We start from the raw sequence: 19,088 nt of genomic DNA, 5'->3' as shown, positions 1-19,088 counted from the left end.
ATTTACTGCTCCGAACCAATTTTTTTAAAAACCTTACAATGGCTAGATTAAATCTATTAGAAGAAACGCGCTTTGAAAAACTGCCGGTTACTATTTTCGAGAACCCGAAAGTGGCATCCATCAAGGTAGCAAACAGAATTGCAGACCTGATCCGTAAAAAGCAAAGCGAAAATGCACCTGCGGTTTTGGGACTTGCAACAGGGGCTACACCGGTTGGTGTATATGCAGAGCTGGTGCGCATGCACAAAGAAGAAGGGTTGAGTTTTAAGAACGTCATCACCTTCAACCTTGACGAGTATTACCCGATGCAGCCAGATGCAGATCAAAGCTACGTGTCGTTCATGAACAAGCAGCTTTTTGATCACGTTGACATTGATAGAAATAACATCAACATTCCAGATGGCACACTTAAGCTTGAAGATATCCCTGCCTTTTGTTTGAACTATGAAAAGAAAATTGCCGAAGTTGGTGGATTAGACATTCAGGTTCTCGGTATCGGTAGAACCGGTCACATCGGTTTCAATGAGCCGGGCTCGGCACCAAACTCGGGAACCAGGTTGGTAACCCTTGATGACCTGACCAGAAAAGATGCTGCACGTGATTTCGGGGGTAAATCTTTTGTACCAACTAAAGCCATTACCATGGGTATTGGTACCATCTTCCATGCCAGGGAAATCATCCTTATGGCCTGGAATGGTAAAAAAGCACCCATTCTGAAGAAAGCTGTAGAAGGCGAAATGTCGGGCGAAGTACCGGCAACGTACCTGCAGATGTCAGACAATGTTGAGTTTGTTGTAGACGTGGAAGCAGCAAGCCTGCTGACCCGATTTGATACACCATGGTTGGTAAAAGATTGCGTATGGGAGGAGATGCTGACCCGCAAAGCGGTGATCTGGCTTGCAAATACTTTAGGTAAACCTGTTCTTAAGTTAACGGAAGACGATTACAACAACCATGGCATGGCACAACTTGCCATTGAAAAGGGCCCGGTTTACAACATCAATATTCATATATTCAATAAACTTCAGCATACCATTACCGGCTGGCCGGGTGGCAAACCAAATGCTGATGATTCGCAGCGCCCGGAGCGTGCAGAACCATCCACAAAGCGCGTGCTTATCTTCTCTCCGCATCCGGATGACGATGTAATTTCTATGGGTGGAACTTTCATCCGCCTGGTAGATCAGCAGCATGATGTGCATGTTGCTTATCAAACTTCTGGTAACACAGCTGTTTGGGATGATGATGCATTAAGGTTTGTGGAGTTCAACATCGACTTTGCAAAGAAAATGGGGTTAGACGCTGCACCTACGGAAACGATGTATGAAGATATGCGCAGTTTCCTGGAAGTTAAAAAGCCAAATCAGATCGACACCAAAGAAATTCAGACCGTTAAAGGTTTGATCCGTAAAGGGGAAGCCATTGCTGGTGCAAGGTACTGCGGACTGGAAGATGATCACATTCACTTCATGGCACTGCCTTTCTATGAAAGCGGAAAGAGCCAGAAAAACCCGGTTACTAGTGAAGATGTACGCCGTACCATTGAGTTGCTTCAGCAGGTAAAACCACATCAGGTTTTCGCCGCTGGCGATTTTGAAGATCCACATGGCACACACATCGTTTGCTTCAACATCATCCTGGATGCTCTAACGGAGCTTCGCAAAACAGAAGCATGGGCGCAGGACTGCTGGTTGTGGATGTACAGAGGTGCTTGGCATGAATTCGAAACCCACGAAATTGAAATGGCTGTACCACTTAGTCCACAGGAGGTGGAAAGAAAGAAATACGCCATCTTCAAACACCAGTCGCAGAAAGACCGTGCCGTATTCCCGGGTGATGATGAAAGGGAGTTCTGGAAAAGAGCGGAAGACCGCAACCGTGAAACTGCACGCAGATACGACGAGCTTGGCCTCGCTGAATATGAAGCAATGGAGGCGTTTGTTCGCTGGAAGTTCTAATAATATTTAATGGAAAAATCTAATCAACGCTTATTATCACTGGATGTTTTCAGGGGTGCGACGGTAGCCGCAATGATTCTGGTAAACAATCCGGGCGACTGGGGACACATTTACGCACCACTTGAACATGCTTCCTGGCATGGTTGTACGCCAACAGATCTGATTTTTCCATTTTTCCTCTTTATTGTAGGTGTTTCCATCACCTATGCCATGTCTTCCAAGAAGGCAGACACACAAGCCCATGGCCAAACAATCCTTAAAGCTGCAAAACGCGCGGCAATATTGTTTGGACTGGGCTTGTTCCTTTCACTTTACCCGAAAGTTTTCACTGATCCTGTTGCTGCACTGAGTACCGTGCGCATTCCTGGCGTCTTGCAAAGAATTGCTGTCGTGTTCCTCATCTCCAGTATTATTTTCCTGAAGAATTCGGAGAAGAACATCATGCGCATCGCCGGGGGCATACTAATCCTTTACTGGATCATCATGACCTTTATCCCGGTTCCGGGCACCGGCTATCCAAATCTGGAAAAGGAAACCAATATGGGTGCGTGGATTGATCGCAGCATCTTAACCGAAGCACACCTCTGGAAATCTGCCAAAACATGGGACCCCGAGGGCATTCTAAGTACAATGCCCGCAATTGCATCTGGCTTAATTGGCGTGCTGGTCGGTGCTTTCCTACGCAGAAAGGATCTGGAGGATAGCTACAAAATCTCCTGGTTATTCTGCACCGGCTTAATGCTGTTTATTGGCGGTATGGTCTGGGGGCTACAGTTTCCATTAAATAAATCTTTGTGGACCAGTTCTTTCGTGCTTTACACGGGCGGCCTCGCCACAATGATCCTGGCCTTCTGCTACTGGATTATCGATGTAAATAAATACAGTGATTATACCCTGCCCTTCGTGGTTTATGGTAAAAACGCCATTACGGTATTCTTCCTTTCGGGACTTCTACCGAGGACGATGAACATGATTAAAGTAGGTAATGCAGATGGTACTGAATCCGGATTACAGTCCTGGTTGTATAACAACTTCTTCAGCGCTCACTTCAGTCCCATTAACGCTTCCCTTGCCTGGGCCATTGCCCAGATCTGTTTTTGGTTTGTCATCCTTTACATCATGTACCGAAAGCACATTTTTATCAAAGTCTGACGCGCGGGTTTCTACCCCAACTGGTCCTGTCGGATCACTTTCATTCTTCAGACGGTCTAATGCGGTAACCAGATAGGTATAGCGCTTATTTTTCTCTGTTTGTGTATCCAGGAACATGGTATAATCTTCAAAGCTGATCTTGAGGATGTTTTTTGGATCGGCTACTGAAATTTGTTCACCCTCTTCAAATCTGTAGATTACGTAGCCTGAAGCGGTTTCGCCATCGCTAGCTGCTGAAGGAACTTCCCACTTTAACTGCACACCAGTAGGCGTAGCTGTTGCGCTGAAGTCTTTCGGTGCATTGGGTACGATCTCGTCCAGCCAAGGCATCTGTGGTGGCAAAGCCGGATACTTGTATAAGCTTAAACGGAGGGAGTCGCCTGCTGCACGTGCAATTGTGGAGAAGGATTTTGAGCTGAAGAACACGCTACCCTGCACGCGATTGTTATCACGGATATAGCGGATCTGATCTGGAATTTGCTCCGGCAGGCGCCATGCAGCTTCTGCTTTCTGGTTAACGAGGTATGCGGCCTGACCGATGTACAGGTGCCTTCCATAAGTATTGTTGCTCCACCAGTCTACCAAGGTGCCAAATGGGGCCGCCTTGCGGGTGAAAGAGAAGTAAATCTGTGGATTGATGTAATCTACCCAGCCTTCTTTAACCCACTTCCGTGAATCTGCAAACAGCTCTGTGTAGTTGGACATGCCTTTCGTGGAAGAACCTTCCGCATGTTCGAAATCGTTCCGCCAGATGCCGAACGGACTGATGCCGAACTTCACGTGTTTTTTATAGTGATGGATGCTGTCTGATAACTCCTTAATCAAAATGTCGACGTTGTTTCTGCGCCAATCATTGATGTTGTTGAAACCGTTTCTATACTGCGCGTATGTTTGTTCATCGTGAATCTTCTGTCCGGCTACCGGGTAAGGATAGAAGTAATCGTCGAAATGCACGCCGTCGATGTCGTAGCCTTTCACAACATCCAAGATCACTTGTACGATATGCTCACGTACTTCCGGCTTTCCTGGGTCGAACTGCTTTTTTCCAGCGTAGCTGAAGAACCATTCCGGTTTCTTGCGGGTCATATGATCCGGGCTAACAACTTCATTGGCGCTCATGGTGGCGCGATATGGGTTAAACCAGGCATGAAGTTCCATACCACGGAAATGTGCTTCTTTGATTGCAAACTCCAAAGGATCGTAACCGGCTGCTGGCGCAAGGCCCTGCTTCCCCATTAACCACTTGCTCCAGGGCTCACGCGACTTGGCGTAGAAAGCATCTGCTGCAGGTCTTACCTGCAGTACAACGGCGTTCATACCGTTGCCTTTGTGATATTCTAGTAAAGCGATAAGCTCTTGTTTTTGCTGATCTACCGACAATCCAGCCCTCGAAGGCCAGTCGATGTTTGTAACAGTTGCAACCCATATTCCCCGAAACTCACGTTTTGGATTTATTTTTGATGTAGTTTGCGCCAGAATGGGCGTACTTATGAGTAGTGCAATGAGAATTGCATAAATTTTGTTTTTAGGCATTCTTAAGTTCTTACTGATGTGTATTTGTGTGAATAACAGTATGCAAAAGTACTGGCTTGCTAACCATTTAAACGAATTTATTTAAAGTCTGATACAATCCAAAGCTGCTTTTAGCCAATATTCTAAAGTTTTGTAGTATGTTAGATTTTTTAAAAACAGCTGTAAACCACACTTAGCATTATTATTTAAGATAAAATGTCTGAACAAAGTACCAAGATAAATAAGGGTGATCGCAACAAGATCTTTTTTCTGACCATTGCCATTGTTGCATTATTGGGTAGTAATGTTTACTTATATTTTAAAGATAAGCATGAGAATGAACGGTTCGTAACCGTTAATACCGAAAAAGACCGGCTGAAGCTGGAAGTCGAAAAGATTGAAGTGGAACTCGATAAAGTCAGCGCCATAAACCTTCAATTGAACGATAAACTCATTAAAGAGCAGGATCTTGCCCGAATCAAAATTGCAGAGCTCAAGGCAGCACTTGAAAAAGGAAAACTTACTCAAGGTGAACTTACACTCGCTCAAAGACAGATCAAAGAGTTAAAAGAATTTGTATACAACTACAATGAAGAGATTGCTCGATTGGGTAAAGAGAACCTCAAACTGAAGAATGTTCGCGACAGCCTGCAAAAATCTGTAGATCAGATTAATGAAAAAGCGGAGCAACTTGCCCAAAACAATCAGGAGCTCAACGCTTTGGTTAAAACGAGTGCAGCATTGAAGGCCGCAAACGTAAATGTTCAGGCTTTCCGTGTGAAGAACAACGGCAAAAGCAGCAGCACGAAAAGCGCCTCCTCGGCGAAGAAGCTACAGATCGACTTTACCGTAGTACCTAATCAACTTGCTAAAAAAGACTATCACCAGATCTACCTTCGCGTTTTTGATCCTGCAGGAAACCTGCTTGCGAATGAAAGCAACATGTTTGAAGCGGATGGACAGGAGATGCAATACAGTGACATGATCACAATCTCCTTTAACGATGATAACACCGCTTATAGCATACAGTGGGTGAATCCTAAGGAATTTATCAAGGGCACCTATGCCATCATCTTATATGCAGATGGATACGTGATGGGTAAAGGTTCAGTAGACCTCGACTAACCCCTGAATTGGATCTCTTAAACGACTGGGAAGCGTAAGTAGAAAGTTGTACCCTCATTCACGACCGAACTGAACGTGATGCTACCGCCAGCATTCTCCACCGCTTGCTTTACAAAGGCCAGCCCCAATCCTGTACCTGAAGACGTTGTCGTGAAATTTGGAACGAATATGCGGTCCTGCAAAGCGATGTCTATGCCTTTGGCATTATCAGCAACCTCAATCACCAGTTCATTGGCTTCTGTAAAGAGCTTTACGAAAATTAAGCAATGAACAGTATTGGCCTCTGCTGCCTCAATGGCATTCTTGAACAGATTGTTAAAAGAACGGCTTAACTGTCCTTTATCGCCCCAAATGAGTACGTTCTGTTTTGCATGATTATCAATGATGATCTGCGTGTTATCTGCACTGCCGTACAATCTTTTGCTCTCCTCAATAATCGGCAGTACCTGCAGCTTCTCAAGCTTGGTATCGGGCATTTTGGCAAAGTTGGAAAACTCGGATGCAATGGTAGACAAGCTGTCTATCTGCTCAATGAAGGACTTGTTGAAGCGATCGAACTTCTTATCGAAGTTTGGATCCTGTTCCCTCCAGGACTTTTCCAGGAGCTGTACCCCCAGTTTTAATGGTGTCAGTGGATTTTTGATCTCATGTGCAATCTGCTTGGCCATCTCCCGCCATGCATGCTCCCGCTCTGAACGCGCAAGTTTCCTTGCACTCTCTTCCAGCGCCGCAATCATCTTATTATACTCTTTGATCAAGGCCCCAATCTCATCATGGCGCGACCACAGGATCGGTTTGTTGATCTGTCCCAGCTTCGTTTTGCGGATACTATCCTGTATAAAGGTCAGTGGACTGGTAATCTGGTTGGCCAGAAACACCGCCAGAATTCCGATAGCAACAAAAACCAGCGCATAGATGTTGATCAGCGTATTCACGAACAAACTGATCTTACTCTGGTAATCAGACTCGTTACCATAATTGGGTAGTCCAATATAGGCGACTGTTTTATTCTGACGATCCCGTATCGGGGCATAGGCCGAAGAGTAGGTGAACTCCCCTATCCGCTCCGCAGGATTCAGAAACTCAGAACGTTGCAGCTCATGAAGATAGATGTAGGCGTTAGAGGCCATCTTATCTCCAATCAGGCCATTCTCATAAATATTGGGCAGTGAGCTGAACAGCAAATCGCCCTTGATGTTGAACAGGTTCAGGTACGATGCATTCATATCTGCAAACTGGTTAAAGTCCAACAATGACTGGCTATTCACTTCCGGCAAACCCCCATCAGCAATCTGCTTTTCAAAGGAGATCTGGATCTTACGCACACGCTCCCGCATCAGCTCATCCTGTTGTTTACGGTACTCTGCACTGATGTAGAAGTAGGTGGTCCAGCCCACGATCAATAAGGTCGCTACAACGGAAAGAATGATGGAGAACTGTATCCTGGTCTTGTACAAGATCTTATTTGCATTGATCATCAGCGAGCGGTTGATGTTGAACCAACCTGTCCAGCTTTCGTCAATGTTCTTGACCATCCAGATGAGAATGTACAAAGCAGCCGAGAAGATAATGAACACCAGGAAGAAGAAGGAAAGTGTAGCAAGATGCATCACCGCACCGACATGCTCTTTACTGATGATGATTAATTTCGTATCTCCCGGGCTATATACCAGGTGATTGTAGCCTTCTTCATCATCCACAAAAGTGGGACTCTGCATGCCCTGAAAGTCACCCGCAGACAACTTATAGGTGTACGGTCCGGATTGCCGGAATAGCTTCCCATTGTTGTAAAATGCGAAGGAATAATCCTTATACGACTCCTCCCGGGTTGTGCGACCCTCAAGCAGCAGCTCCGGAAACTTACTATAGTAGTTGTATTGCTGAGATTTAAGCTCTATTAACAGCGTTCCAATTAACCGTTGCTCATTAAAGACCGGGATGATCCCGAAGTAGTTCTCAAAGCCAAAAGGATCATTTAAGCGGTAGAAATAAGTAGAGATTTTAACAGAGCCGGAGCGCACCAGATTGCGGTAGTAGCTCAGCTTATTGGGAACGGAATCTGTTGAAGTGGCTTCATTGCCATATTCGAGTACCGTATTCTCGAACTGTGTGAGGTAGCCCTCCAGAAAGTTTTTGTTGATGTACTTATCCAACGTGGAAGGCTGCTTTTCGTTGATGGCAACAAAGCTTTGCGCCACAAGCTTATCTTTGGTAACCCCCTCTTCAAGGGTTTTAATGGCCATTAATACTTTGGGATCGTCGGTATAATGCAGGCGTTGCGCAATGGTGTAACGCATGGTTTGCTCCCGCTTGCTGTTGTATTCCAGGTACTTCATGGCAGATACGAATGCCAGGCAAAAGAACATCGAAGCATAGATGTACACGTAGAATTTAGCCTGTTGCAGATAGATGTTCCAGCCCAGAAGCAGCACAAAGAGGCAATATGCGGTAAAGAAAATGGCAAACTCCAGACTCAGGTAGCCGATCATAAACACGCCTGCCGTCACAAGGAAGATTACGAGCCGCTGGCGGTTGCTGATCTCCAGCTGCTTGCTTAGCGTCATCAAAATATACCCTAAAATAAAGGCATTGAACCAGACCAGACAGATGATGGCTATGCTGATCCAACTTAGCCAACCCAGGCCAACAATGTCCGTGATCTGGAAATTGATCTTAGAATTGATGATCAAACCATATACGATATGATCGAAAAGAAACCCAATGCCGACAAAGATGAGCATCATCAGCAGGTGCAGGAGTATTCCGGCGACCTTATTCGACTTTAACTTAGGGGGTAAAACGTAAAGGTCTTTGTAAGTATAGGCAAACAGGAACACCCAGGTGAGGGAAATGATGTTCAGCAGGAAATCGCCGAGGGAGGGCAGCATGTAGCTTTCCCCATAAACTTTCGGATCAAACAGCTGGAAGTTGAACTGGTGATTGAACCAGCCGAATTCCAGATCAGTTAATCGCAGGATCAGGAAGAACACTGCAATGGCCAAAGTGCCCAGCATCAACCTGCCTGAACGCACCAGCAGGGCACAAAGTGAATTGATGAACAGGCAGAAGCTGAACAAGCCCACAACCCACAACCAGATCTCCAGGTTAGAATAAATCGTATCCACATAACCCGGCAGCAGTTTCACAAAGAACAGCAGATTGCCATTGTGGTCATTGATGCCCTGCACCTCCGTATCGTTATAACTGGCCAGGGTAAGTGCTTTGGAATCCGTTAAAGTCGGTACGAAGTTGTTGTTGAGGAATTTATTGGTAAACTTATACTGGTTCTTGACCTCAATCAGGAACACAATCGTGAAGTCGCCGGTAGTTTTTTTGATGACCTCAGACCAGCCATTTTGAAAATGATTGAAGGAATTTCCTTCTCCAATTTTGGCGATTTCCTTTGGGAAGACTTTAAAGGAGCTCCAGAAAAGAAGTTCATTTTTTTTGAAGGTCAGTACCTGTATTCCTTTAGACTTGAAGCGCTGGATAAAATCCAGTGCGTAATCTTCATTCAGGTGAAATGCTTGTGCTTTTTTAAGCTCGGCAGGATCCTTCAGGTAATTGTAGACCAGATGTTCCCGAACAGAAAGGTTTTCCTGTAAAATAGAAGCTTCATGGTCGAGCAGGTCCTTTTTAGAAATGGAATGCTTTAGTGATACAGCAGTGGCTATGCAGCACAGGCTCAAAATCAGTAACAGAAACCTTATTTTCGCGCCTATGCTCATAACCAGTAATTAACGGGATTCCCGTAGAAAATTCTTAACCTGCGCTGTTGGTTACAGCTGCCCTATTCACCTTTTTAACCAAACCTTGAAGTACATTGCCAGGACCTACTTCAGTGAATTCAGTAGCGCCATCAGCAAGCATTTGCTCAATGGTTTGGGTCCATCTTACGGCATCGGTAAGCTGGGTGATCAGGTTGGCTTTTATTTGTGCCGGATCTGTGTTCGGACGTGGGTCAACGTTCTGATAGATTGGACACAGCGGACTTAAAATAATTGTATTTTCAATGGCTTGTTGCAGCTCAATTCTTGCCGGCTCCATCAATGGTGAATGAAAAGCACCACCTACATTCAGCTTCAAAGCGCGTTTAGCACCAGCTTCAGTAAGCTTTGCACAAGCAAGATCGATGCCTTCAATGCTGCCGGAAATCACCAATTGTCCTGGGCAGTTATAATTTGCAGGCACAACAACCTCGTCAATTTCCGCACAAATGCGCTCTACAACATCATCTGCAAGGCCTAAAATAGCGGCCATGGTAGAAGGCTGAAGTTCGCAAGCACGTTGCATGGCATTTGCTCTTGCCATTACCAGGCGCAATCCGTCTTCAAACTGGAGTGCCTTTGCAGCAACAAGGGCAGAAAACTCACCTAATGAATGACCTGCCACCATATCCGGTTTGAAGTTCTCCTTTAAGGATAAGGCAAGGATTACGGAGTGTAGGAAAATGGCCGGCTGTGTAACGTTGGTTTGTTTAAGTGCTTCGTCAGTACCTTCGAACATGATGTCGCTGATGCGGAAACCCATGATCTCATTTGCCTGCTCGAAAAGATCCTTAGATGCTGGATCCTGGTATAATGCTTTGCCCATGCCAGAGAATTGTGCCCCCTGACCTGGAAATACGTATGCTTTCATTGAATAATGTTTAGTGTAAACCTGCTGTAATCAATCTCAAAAACTCTGCCCTGGTGGTCTCTTTAGCAAACTGCCCGGTGAACGCAGAAGTTGTGGTCACCGAATTCTGCTTCTGAACGCCACGCATAGACATACAAAGGTGTTTGCACTCTATAACCACGGCAACACCTGCAGGGTTCAAGGTCGATTGTATACAATCTCTGATCTCATTGGTTAATCTTTCCTGCACCTGTAAACGACGTGCATAGGCATCAACAACCCTTGGAATTTTGCTTAAACCAACGATGTGCCCATTCGGGATATAAGCGATGTGTGCTTTACCAAAGAAAGGCAGCATGTGGTGTTCGCACATCGAGAAGATCTCAATGTCCTTCACCACGACCATCTGTGAATAATCCTCTTTAAACATGGCAGAGCGAAGGATCTCTTCAGGCTTAGTATCGTAGCCGTGGGTAAGAAACTGCAGTGCTTTCGCTACGCGTTCCGGCGTTTTTACCAGGCCTTCACGTGTTGGATCCTCTCCAATTTGCTCAAGAATATCTTTATAATGGGTAGCAATAGCGTCAATTCGCTCTTGATTATACCTGTCAATTTTAACGTACCCTTCGTTTTCTTCTTCCGTAAAATCTTGTGTGTGTTTATCCATTTTGCTTGTCCTTAACCGAAGTACTCAACATAGTTGTTTTCGGTCTCATAAATTTTAATGCAGTGCAGACTGGCATTTGCAGCCTCAATGTGTGGTAATAGAATGTCCCAGATGGCAATGGCAAGGTTCTCTGTAGAAGCCAGTTTACCGGCCATGAAGTCAACATCAAGATTCAGGTTCATGTGGTCAATCTTGTCCACCACGTGGATATTCATGATGTCTTTCAACCACTTCAGATCCACCAAAAAGCCTGTTTCTGGGTTTACTTCACCTTTAACAGTTACAAAAAGTTCGTAGTTGTGTCCGTGCCAGTTTGGGTTAGCGCACTTTCCGAAGACAGCTTTGTTTTTGTCGTCAGACCAATCCTGGCGGGATAATTTATGTGCAGCATTAAAAGATGCTTTGCGTGTGATGTAAATCATTTCTTGTGAATTGATTACAAATATACGCAGAAACCATTAAGTAGAAAGTTCTTTACCTTAGCAATATGAAAACACTATTGGTGGCCGCCACCGGTTTCGAGATCAAAAACATACTGAAATACTTCGAGTTAGCGCATGAAAACCAGCTGGAGACGCCAGACTTTGATGTGCTGATAACTGGCGTTGGGATGACAGCAACAGCCTTTGCGCTTGGGCGCAAGCTACATCAGTCGCGGTACAAACAGGTTTTAAACCTCGGCATTGCCGGCAGCTTTAACCCGGATTTCCCCCCTGGAACCGTTGTGCAGGTGAGTACGGACACCTTCGCTGAGCTTGGCGCAGAAGATCAGGAGCAGTTCCTACCCATCGAGCAGCTCGGCTTTGGCGAAAGCAGCTACACCGCCATTCCGCCGCAGGACGTAATCAGCCCTCAACTGCCCACCGGCACGGCCATTACCGTAAACAAGGTCCATGGCCATCAGCCGAGTATAAATGCCATCAAGGCGCGCTTAGCCCCAGACCTGGAGAGCATGGAAGGCGCCGCTGTCTTCTACTGCTGCAACCAGCTGCACATCCCCTCCATTCAGGTCCGTGCTGTCTCCAACTTCGTAGAGCCCCGAAAACGCGAGAACTGGCAGATCAACCTGGCCATCGAGAACCTGAACGACTGGGCAATCCGGTTTTTGACAAACGCTTAACTTATCCTCCTCCCCTAGTCCTTACTTTTACCACATGAAACTTAGCCTTGGATTTTCCCCCTGCCCCAACGATACCTTCATCTTCGACGCCTTAATTCACCACAAGATTGACACCGAAGGACTAGAGTTCGACGTGTATTTCGACGATGTAGAAACGCTGAACCAAAAGGCGCTCAAAGGCGTGCTGGATATATCTAAGCTTAGCTTTCATGCCTTTGCACATGTTGCCGCACAATATGCACTGCTCGATTCTGGCAGCGCTTTAGGCTTTGGGGTTGGGCCATTGCTCATCTGCAAAGACGAACGTTTTCTCGATCCCAGTCAGCTGGAGCGCTCCAGTCCAAGCATCGGCATCCCAGGGGTACTGACTACGGCCAATTTCCTGTTGGGCATTGCCTATCCAAACCTGCAAAATAAAGTGTTAAAGGTGTTCTCTGATATTGAAGAATCCTTATTAAGCGGTGAAATTGACCTTGGGCTCATCATTCATGAAAACAGGTTTACCTATGCGGAGAAAGGCCTGTCGAGAATCGTTGACCTTGGAAGTTTCTGGGAGAACCTGACCGGCTGTGCGATCCCATTGGGCGGTATTGTCATCAACCGGAACATTGATCCGGAAGTTCAGCACAAAGTTAACCGGGTACTCCGCAAGTCGGTGGAATACGCATTTGCAAACCCCAAATCAGGCATTAACTTCATTCGTGAACACGCACAGGAAATGGAAGAAGCGGTGATGTATAAGCACATCGAACTTTACGTTAATCAATACTCCCTGGATCTCGGGACTGAAGGCAGGAAAGCGATTGACATTCTATTCAAGATGGCTACGGAAAAGGGACTGATCCCTGAAATCAACCAAAGCTTATACCTGAACCCTTAGCGTTTATTGGTTACAAGGACCATCGGGAATTTCCTTGGTAATTTTCAAGAGTTTAGTCACCACCATGGTCGAATCATAATCGGCCGTTACACTCAGGCTATCTGATTTTACCATCTTGCATTCTACCTCTATGTAAACCGGCTCATACGGTTTTTCGAAGTTCATATTGCTGTAGGCAAGCTCGAGCGTGTTGGCGCTGTCGACCACCCAATATTCCCGTGCTTCATCGCAATCCGTAAAAGAGCGGATCTCCGGCCCAAAGCTATACAAACCTTTCACCACGCGCGACTTGACCTTCTTCTTATCTGCGGCATTGTTGTTACATGCAGCGAACAAGGTTAAAAGCAGCAGAGCAAGAGATATTTGTTTAACTATTTTCATCATTTTAAAATTATTGGTCCGGCGGTTACGCCATCATAATCCTTATTGGTCGAGCAGGGTCCAGATCTCCATGTTTCATTTTAGAGATCTTTATTCATTTCATTGATCTTTTTAACACTCAAGCGGGCCGATAGCGCTGAGGCTACAAAAGAAAACAAACTTACGGTAAAAAAAACAAGCAGAAAGTCGGTCCACTTAAAAGCAATCGGGTAAGCATTAAAGGCTACATTAGACATTTTAATAAACCCATACTTCTGTTGAAGGAAACAGAAGACAAAGCCAATGATCAGTCCTAATACACAACCTGCCATCGTAATCATCATGCCTTCAAATAGAAATATCTGCTTGATAAAAGACTTTCCGGCGCCTAAACTCCTCAAGATCGCAATATCCTTTAGCTTATCCAACACCAGCATGGTTAAAGAACCAATGATGTTAAAAATGGCAATAATAAGAATGAAGGTCAGTATAATATATACCGCCCATTTTTCTGTACCCAAGATATTATAGAGCACAACATTCTGTTCAATTCGGTTCTTGACGTGAAACTGCTCTCCGATCTCAGATTCGATCTGATCCTTAAAGTCATCGGCATCAAAGCCCGGCTTCAGGTTAATTTCAATGGAGGAAATCTCCTTTTCCTCACCAAGCAGTTCCCTTGCAAATTTGAGGGGCACAATGGTCATGTTATCGAAATCCTGCTGCACCTCGAAGATTCCGGAGACTGGCAGAGACTTGATGATCAGATCCTGGCCCGGAATAACCGATGGGGTAACCACACCTTTTTTCGGAGAGTAGATTTGTAGCGGTGTAAAAGGATCATTGGTATTCACCATCAGGTAGTTCTGAATGGCAGAGCCGATAACTGCATTCGGACCGGCATCGTTGTTCAGCACAAACTTGCCCTGCACGGTGATGCTGTCCAGGCTCGGGTTTTTCAGATAATCATCACTTACGCCTTTTACCAAACTTACACTCTGCCTCTTGTCATAGACAAGCAGCGCATTTTCTGCGAGCACCTCCGTATAGGAGTAGATGTCTTTATTGGTCTTTAAGTTGTTGAAATAGCTGGTGTTGGGCTCGAAAGTCTTTCCCAGCTTTGGTGAAATCACCAGATGTGGGGTCACCGTGTTGAACATCTTCAGTACCACTTCTTCAAAGCCGTTGAAGACCGACAAAATAATAATCAGCGCCGCACTACCAACAAATACACCCACCACTGAAATTGTGGAGATGATGTTGATGGCATTGGTAGACTTTTTTGCAAAAAGGTACCTGCGGGCGATATAAAAGGGTGTATTCAAGCCTTTCCGGTTTAAGTTAAGAAAGGATTATGTTTTTGCTCAAATCCAATCGTTGTCGGCTTTCCGTGCCCAGGAAATACTTTGGTTTCCGCAGGAAGTATGAACAGGTTTTCCTTAATACTTTGTATGAGCTGCTGGTGATTGCCACCTGGCAGGTCCGTCCGGCCGATGCTGCTGTAAAACAACACATCACCACCAATCAGGAAATTGTCCGCTTCTGCGTAAAAACACAGGTGTGCCGGAGAGTGCCCTGGCGCGAAGATCAGCTTTAAAACACTGTTGCCGAAATGAACCTCACCACTTTCAGGCAGGTAAACTTCAGGCTCAGGAGACAACTCGTATGACAAACCCATCTGCGGTGCATAGCCTGGAATGGACTGCAACACCACCAACTCGCCCTGATGGAATTGCGGCTTCAGACCCCATTGATCAAATACGAATTTGTTCCCGAACACATGATCAAGATGGCAATGCGTATTCAGGAGCAGCACGGGTTTAAGTTCAGCACCAACAATAAACTGCACCAGTTCATTTTGCTCTGCACCATCGTACATACCTGGGTCAATGATTACACATTCACCTGTCTCATCAAATAAGACGTAAGTATTTTCCTGATAGGCATTAAACGTAAACTGTTTTATATTGATCATGATCTTATTTATTGTCGTTCCACTTGAAAGTCTTAATCATCACATCGATATCCTGTTTCAGAAAGTTGATCACTGGCTGAATAGAATCATACTGCGGCCTTTCATTGAAATATAGCGCGCCTCGGAAATAATGGTTGGTACTATCGGTTAAGAAGAACTGAACCGATGAGGCGGTATTGCCATCTATAGCATAATACACGCCATAAACCTTCTTATCCGGATAATTGATGAATTTCTGATCAATTGCATTCGCTTTTACGGTGTGCTTGAAAGCAAGTTCCCTTGCGTACTCCACCAGGCGATTGAAATCTTCTTTAGAATCTATTTTATGGTAGGTTAAGTGCAGGCGGCCATTGAATTGCGGAAAAACCACATTCTTCCAGCAGGGCTGGGCCTGTTTGTCCAGATCAGGCTCTACTTTTCCATACACTGGATAATCAAAGCTGTAGGCACAATCATCCGCATAGTGGTTGTAGGCTTTTTTGGGAAGTTCTATATTGAAATACCCTCTTGGTTTAGGTGTTACAGCATCTTCGCCTGCACACGCACTCAGCAGCAGCAGGACAAACGACAGATAAAACAGTATTCTTTTCATATTTAAGCTGTCCAGATTGCCCAGGCGCGTTCCGCCTGCAGATGTAACATGTCTAAGCCATTCTTGGTTTTAGCACCTTTTGCTGCCGCACGTTTCAGAAACTCCGTTTCCTCCGGGTTATAGACCAGGTCGTACGCCAGATGCTGTGCTGTGATATACTGGTAGGGAATATCCGGACAAGCAGCAACATTCGGAAAGGTACCCAAGGGTGTCGTGTTAATTAAAATTGTCGCTTTCTTAAGCCAGCTTTCATCCAGTTCATCGTAGGTTAGACACCCCTCCTGGGGTTTTCTTACCACAGATGTATACCCGATGTTCAACTGTTCAAGCACAAATTTCACTGCTTTTGCCGCCCCACCGTCGCCAAAAATCAGGGCTTCCTGATGATGAGGTTCAAGCAAGGGTTTCAGTGAATTTTCAAAGCCGTAAGCATCGGTATTGTAGCCTTTGACCAGGCGCTTACCATTAGGATAAGTGATTTGCAAGGTGTTTACCGCACCAATATAGGCCGCAGCAGCATCAAGTTCATCTACATAATCCAGCACCGCCAACTTATAGGGAATGGTAACATTCAAGCCTTTTAGTTGAGGTTGATCAGCCAACAGTGCTTCCAGCAGCGATATCCTTTCTATCGGATAAAGCTCATAAGCACTGTCCGCTATGCCTTCCCTTTCGAACTTTCCTGAGAAATACTGCTTAGAAAACGAATGTGTCAGGGGAAAACCAATCAAGCCAAATAATTTCATGCGCTTAAGCTTAAGCGAGTGCAGCAAGGCTGACCCTGAATGTCTTATTTAATTGAATTCAAGAAGTAATCGAAAGTATCACCTCTTAATCCCAGGCGAATGGTTTCCAATGGAATCACTTCTGCAGGTGCAATATTCCCAAGGTTTACATTGGTACCGATCAATTTAATAAACCATACCTGTTGCTCCTTTTGTGGCGCCTCCCAGATGATGGTTTCTTCAGGAATTACGGTAAGAATTTCATCAACCAAACCTTCTCTAACTTCTCCTGAATCACGGTAAATACCAACATTTCCACCTTCACGAGCTTCCGCAATCACTTTCCAGCTACCCGCTTCAATCTCGGCTTTCATCAACTTGATCCATTTATATGGTGCAAAAATCTTCTTTGCATCTTTAGAACCAACTTCAGATATCACGGTAACCTGCTCAGATAGTTTGCTGATGAAATTACACTTCTCATCGTGCTCAATCTCGATTGAACCATCCGACACCTCAGCGTATTCCATACCAAATTCTTCAAGCACGCGACGGTAATCATCAAATTGATTTCTGATCACGAAAGCTTCAAACAACGTTCCACCAAAGTAAACAGGAATCCCTGCGCTACGGTATATTGCAAGCTTTTCTTTAAGGTTCGGGGTTACAAAAGAAGTTGCCCAACCTAATTTCACAATATCAGTATGTACGCCGGCTACATCAATAAAGTCTTCAACTTGTCTCAAGCTTAAGCCTTTGTCCATTACCATGGTAAGGCCTTTCTGACGCGGTTTTACCGGGCGCTCCGGTATATTATTTAACTGGTAATTCATATATGCTGCAAAGGTTGTAAAAAAATCAGAAGTTCTGCTTACGAATTCTGTTTAGCGCATCAATCTTATCTCATAAATTTATTAATAACCTCCAGAATTAATCCATTTTCCTGCAGCTGTGGCAAGTATTCAAAAAGAATATAATGTTTGTCCGGATCGGTCACCAAAGCAGTTTCCAGGTAAATGAGCGCCTCATCAGATTCGCCAAGTGCGAACAGATAAGCGACCATGCGATAGTAAAGCTCAGCGGCGTCAGGATTATTTTTGATGGCTTCAGAAATGGTGTCCGCAGCCTCCCTCAATTTACCCAACTCATATAGAAGGGTTGAATAATCCAGCCAGGCTTCCACATCCACAGGGTTGTATTCCAGCACTTTTTCGTAGGCAACGGCCGATTTGTCCATTTGGCCCAGCTTGTAATAAGCATCAGCCATGGCAAACCAGAAATCAGGGTTTTCTTCATCCAGGTCAATCGCCTTTCTATAGAAGTGCAGCGACTCAAAATAGCGTTCTTCGAAGTTCAGCGTTACACCGATACCGAACCAGGCATCTGCCATGGTGCTGTCCATCTTTACAGACTTCTTATAATAGGAACGCGCTTCATCCATGCGCTCCAGTTTCTCATAACACTCCCCTATTGCACAATAGGTATCTGCGTCTGGTTTCTCGTATTCAAAAGTCTGTTTATACACCTGAATGGCTTCCGCAAACTTGTCCAGCTGCACCAATGCATTTCCCTTATTGTAATATGCTGAGGCAAAATCATCCTTAATCAGGATGGCATAGTCGTAAGCGTCAATGGCCTTTTCAAACAGATCAAGCTTGTGGTATGAATTTGCAAGGTTGTACCAGGCCGCATAGGAGTATGGATCCTTATCAATGTATTCCTGATAAAATTTGATGCTTTCTTCCTGCTTATCCAGAATATCGTAGCAGAATGCCAGTTCATACAAACCATCCTTGTTTTCCATATTCTGTTCCAAACTGCGTTTGATGTAAACGATGGCAGATTCATAATCCATCATCTTTTCATAAACAAAGGCAATTTGCAGCAAAATCTCGTCGGTCGCATCCGCCATATCCAGCGCCTTGTGGTAATTATCCAGGGCCTCATTGTACCTTTTCAGGTTGGCATAGATGTTTCCACGCACCACATAAATCTCCGGTTCAGAAGCCTCCAGCATTTCTGCTTTCTCGAGGGCCTGAAAAGCAAGTTCCAGTTGTTCCGTAGCAACATACAGATGCGCCTGCTTCACTGGAAACACTGCCGCATAAGGATGTTGATTAGATGCATATTCGGTCACCTGTAAAGCTTTAACAGGATCATTTTTCTCTATATAAAAGTCGATGATATTTTCAAAAGCATGGGCATCAAAGAAATATTGATCCTGGTTCCTCAACATCTCCTCATAACGCTCTACAGAACGTTGCGCATCATCACTAAAATCAAAATTAAATTCTTCTTCCATCGTACAAATTATTTAAAAGAACAGCTCAACGTTATTAATATACCTATTAAGTTGACGTTTGCAGAACAGGATGCTTATAATATTTTCAATAAAATGCGTC

Annotated in this window: 16 protein-coding genes and 1 pseudogene; 5 read left to right on the top strand and 12 right to left on the bottom strand. The window is 44.9% G+C overall.

Features of this window, described 5'->3' with window-relative positions:
- The first annotated feature begins 38 nt into the window (after positions 1-38).
- Together nagB and IEW69_RS17070 are read left to right on the top strand one after the other, a co-directional pair.
- Entirely contained in the window at positions 39-1,958 is a 1,920-nt protein-coding gene (nagB, locus tag IEW69_RS04625) for a glucosamine-6-phosphate deaminase (protein WP_188625649.1), read from the top strand.
- A gap of 9 nt (positions 1,959-1,967) precedes the next feature.
- Positions 1,968-2,657, top strand: a pseudogene (locus IEW69_RS17070) (acyltransferase family protein); the annotation flags it as partial.
- A gap of 309 nt (positions 2,658-2,966) precedes the next feature.
- On the opposite strand, the gene IEW69_RS17065 reads toward IEW69_RS17070, so the two are convergent.
- Entirely contained in the window at positions 2,967-4,643 is a 1,677-nt protein-coding gene (locus IEW69_RS17065; RefSeq protein ID WP_373284094.1) for a glycoside hydrolase family 10-like protein, read from the bottom strand.
- Between the two features lie 195 nt (positions 4,644-4,838).
- Here IEW69_RS17065 and IEW69_RS04610 point away from each other — a divergent pair, with 195 nt between their 5' ends.
- Positions 4,839-5,747 (top strand): DUF8428 domain-containing protein, encoded by a 909-nt coding sequence (locus IEW69_RS04610; protein ID WP_188625647.1) that lies wholly within the window; start codon positions 4,839-4,841, stop codon positions 5,745-5,747.
- Positions 5,748-5,764: 17 nt separating this feature from the next.
- On the opposite strand, the gene IEW69_RS04605 is transcribed toward IEW69_RS04610, so the two are convergent.
- The 4 genes from IEW69_RS04605 to IEW69_RS04590 are packed head-to-tail and all read right to left on the bottom strand — an operon-like array spanning position 5,765 to position 11,453.
- A complete protein-coding gene (locus tag IEW69_RS04605; RefSeq protein WP_229663508.1) occupies positions 5,765-9,475 on the bottom strand; it encodes a sensor histidine kinase in 3,711 nt (1,236 codons plus the stop codon).
- 34 nt (positions 9,476-9,509) lie between these two features.
- Positions 9,510-10,385 carry an ACP S-malonyltransferase gene (gene fabD / locus IEW69_RS04600; protein WP_188625646.1) on the bottom strand — a complete coding sequence of 292 codons (876 nt, stop codon included), beginning with the start codon at positions 10,383-10,385 and terminating at the stop codon, positions 9,510-9,512.
- 10 nt (positions 10,386-10,395) lie between these two features.
- On the bottom strand, positions 10,396-11,031 hold the full coding sequence (folE, locus tag IEW69_RS04595) for a GTP cyclohydrolase I FolE (RefSeq protein ID WP_188625645.1): 636 nt from the start codon (positions 11,029-11,031) through the stop codon (positions 10,396-10,398).
- Positions 11,032-11,042: 11 nt separating this feature from the next.
- Positions 11,043-11,453 carry a 6-pyruvoyl trahydropterin synthase family protein gene (locus tag IEW69_RS04590; protein WP_188625644.1) on the bottom strand — a complete coding sequence of 137 codons (411 nt, stop codon included), beginning with the start codon at positions 11,451-11,453 and terminating at the stop codon, positions 11,043-11,045.
- Positions 11,454-11,518: 65 nt separating this feature from the next.
- Here IEW69_RS04590 and mqnB point away from each other — a divergent pair, with 65 nt between their 5' ends.
- Both mqnB and IEW69_RS04580 read left to right on the top strand, forming a co-directional pair.
- On the top strand, positions 11,519-12,151 hold the full coding sequence (gene mqnB / locus IEW69_RS04585; RefSeq protein WP_188625643.1) for a futalosine hydrolase: 633 nt from the start codon (positions 11,519-11,521) through the stop codon (positions 12,149-12,151).
- Positions 12,152-12,185: 34 nt separating this feature from the next.
- Entirely contained in the window at positions 12,186-13,031 is an 846-nt protein-coding gene (locus IEW69_RS04580; RefSeq protein WP_188625642.1) for a menaquinone biosynthesis family protein, read from the top strand.
- A 3-nt stretch (positions 13,032-13,034) separates the two neighbouring features.
- Here the strand turns inward: IEW69_RS04580 and IEW69_RS04575 are convergent, their stop codons facing one another.
- From IEW69_RS04575 to IEW69_RS04545, 7 genes are all read right to left on the bottom strand, one after another.
- Positions 13,035-13,415, bottom strand: a complete 381-nt coding sequence (locus IEW69_RS04575; protein WP_229663507.1) for a hypothetical protein — start codon at positions 13,413-13,415, stop codon at positions 13,035-13,037.
- Positions 13,416-13,492: 77 nt separating this feature from the next.
- Positions 13,493-14,716 (bottom strand): ABC transporter permease, encoded by a 1,224-nt coding sequence (locus IEW69_RS04570; RefSeq protein ID WP_188625641.1) that lies wholly within the window; start codon positions 14,714-14,716, stop codon positions 13,493-13,495.
- A gap of 11 nt (positions 14,717-14,727) precedes the next feature.
- Positions 14,728-15,366 carry an MBL fold metallo-hydrolase gene (locus IEW69_RS04565; protein ID WP_188625640.1) on the bottom strand — a complete coding sequence of 213 codons (639 nt, stop codon included), beginning with the start codon at positions 15,364-15,366 and terminating at the stop codon, positions 14,728-14,730.
- A gap of 4 nt (positions 15,367-15,370) precedes the next feature.
- Entirely contained in the window at positions 15,371-15,961 is a 591-nt protein-coding gene (gldD, locus tag IEW69_RS04560; protein WP_188625639.1) for a gliding motility lipoprotein GldD, read from the bottom strand.
- A gap of 2 nt (positions 15,962-15,963) precedes the next feature.
- Positions 15,964-16,707: a shikimate dehydrogenase family protein gene (locus IEW69_RS04555; protein WP_188625638.1), complete on the bottom strand. Its 744-nt coding sequence runs from the start codon at positions 16,705-16,707 to the stop codon at positions 15,964-15,966.
- A 44-nt stretch (positions 16,708-16,751) separates the two neighbouring features.
- Positions 16,752-17,519: a phosphosulfolactate synthase gene (locus tag IEW69_RS04550; RefSeq protein WP_188625637.1), complete on the bottom strand. Its 768-nt coding sequence runs from the start codon at positions 17,517-17,519 to the stop codon at positions 16,752-16,754.
- A 65-nt stretch (positions 17,520-17,584) separates the two neighbouring features.
- Complete coding sequence (locus IEW69_RS04545) at positions 17,585-18,988, bottom strand: tetratricopeptide repeat protein (RefSeq protein WP_188625636.1); 1,404 nt, start codon at positions 18,986-18,988, stop codon at positions 17,585-17,587.
- Between the last annotated feature and the right edge of the window lie 100 nt (positions 18,989-19,088).

This window comes from Pedobacter quisquiliarum (genome assembly GCF_014642175.1).
In the GTDB taxonomy this organism is placed as follows: domain Bacteria; phylum Bacteroidota; class Bacteroidia; order Sphingobacteriales; family Sphingobacteriaceae; genus Pedobacter; species Pedobacter quisquiliarum.
The sequence above is the reverse complement of the archived record's forward strand: the minus strand, read 5'-3'. Positions and strand labels throughout refer to the sequence as shown.

Excerpts from the sequence above, each read along its gene's own strand:
- IEW69_RS17065 (WP_373284094.1), bottom strand. The coding sequence starts at position 4,643 with ATGCCTAAAAACAAAATTTATGCAATTCTCATTGCACTACTCATAAGT.
- IEW69_RS04610 (WP_188625647.1), top strand. The coding sequence starts at position 4,839 with ATGTCTGAACAAAGTACCAAGATAAATAAGGGTGATCGCAACAAGATC.
- IEW69_RS04545 (WP_188625636.1), bottom strand. The coding sequence starts at position 18,988 with ATGGAAGAAGAATTTAATTTTGATTTTAGTGATGATGCGCAACGTTCT.
- IEW69_RS04580 (WP_188625642.1), top strand. The coding sequence starts at position 12,186 with ATGAAACTTAGCCTTGGATTTTCCCCCTGCCCCAACGATACCTTCATC.
- nagB (WP_188625649.1), top strand. The coding sequence starts at position 39 with ATGGCTAGATTAAATCTATTAGAAGAAACGCGCTTTGAAAAACTGCCG.
- IEW69_RS04575 (WP_229663507.1), bottom strand. The coding sequence starts at position 13,415 with ATGATGAAAATAGTTAAACAAATATCTCTTGCTCTGCTGCTTTTAACC.
- folE (WP_188625645.1), bottom strand. The coding sequence starts at position 11,031 with ATGGATAAACACACACAAGATTTTACGGAAGAAGAAAACGAAGGGTAC.
- IEW69_RS04565 (WP_188625640.1), bottom strand. The coding sequence starts at position 15,366 with ATGATCAATATAAAACAGTTTACGTTTAATGCCTATCAGGAAAATACT.
- IEW69_RS04550 (WP_188625637.1), bottom strand. The coding sequence starts at position 17,519 with ATGAATTACCAGTTAAATAATATACCGGAGCGCCCGGTAAAACCGCGT.
- fabD (WP_188625646.1), bottom strand. The coding sequence starts at position 10,385 with ATGAAAGCATACGTATTTCCAGGTCAGGGGGCACAATTCTCTGGCATG.
- gldD (WP_188625639.1), bottom strand. The coding sequence starts at position 15,961 with ATGAAAAGAATACTGTTTTATCTGTCGTTTGTCCTGCTGCTGCTGAGT.
- mqnB (WP_188625643.1), top strand. The coding sequence starts at position 11,519 with ATGAAAACACTATTGGTGGCCGCCACCGGTTTCGAGATCAAAAACATA.
- IEW69_RS04590 (WP_188625644.1), bottom strand. The coding sequence starts at position 11,453 with ATGATTTACATCACACGCAAAGCATCTTTTAATGCTGCACATAAATTA.
- IEW69_RS04555 (WP_188625638.1), bottom strand. The coding sequence starts at position 16,707 with ATGAAATTATTTGGCTTGATTGGTTTTCCCCTGACACATTCGTTTTCT.
- IEW69_RS04605 (WP_229663508.1), bottom strand. The coding sequence starts at position 9,475 with ATGAGCATAGGCGCGAAAATAAGGTTTCTGTTACTGATTTTGAGCCTG.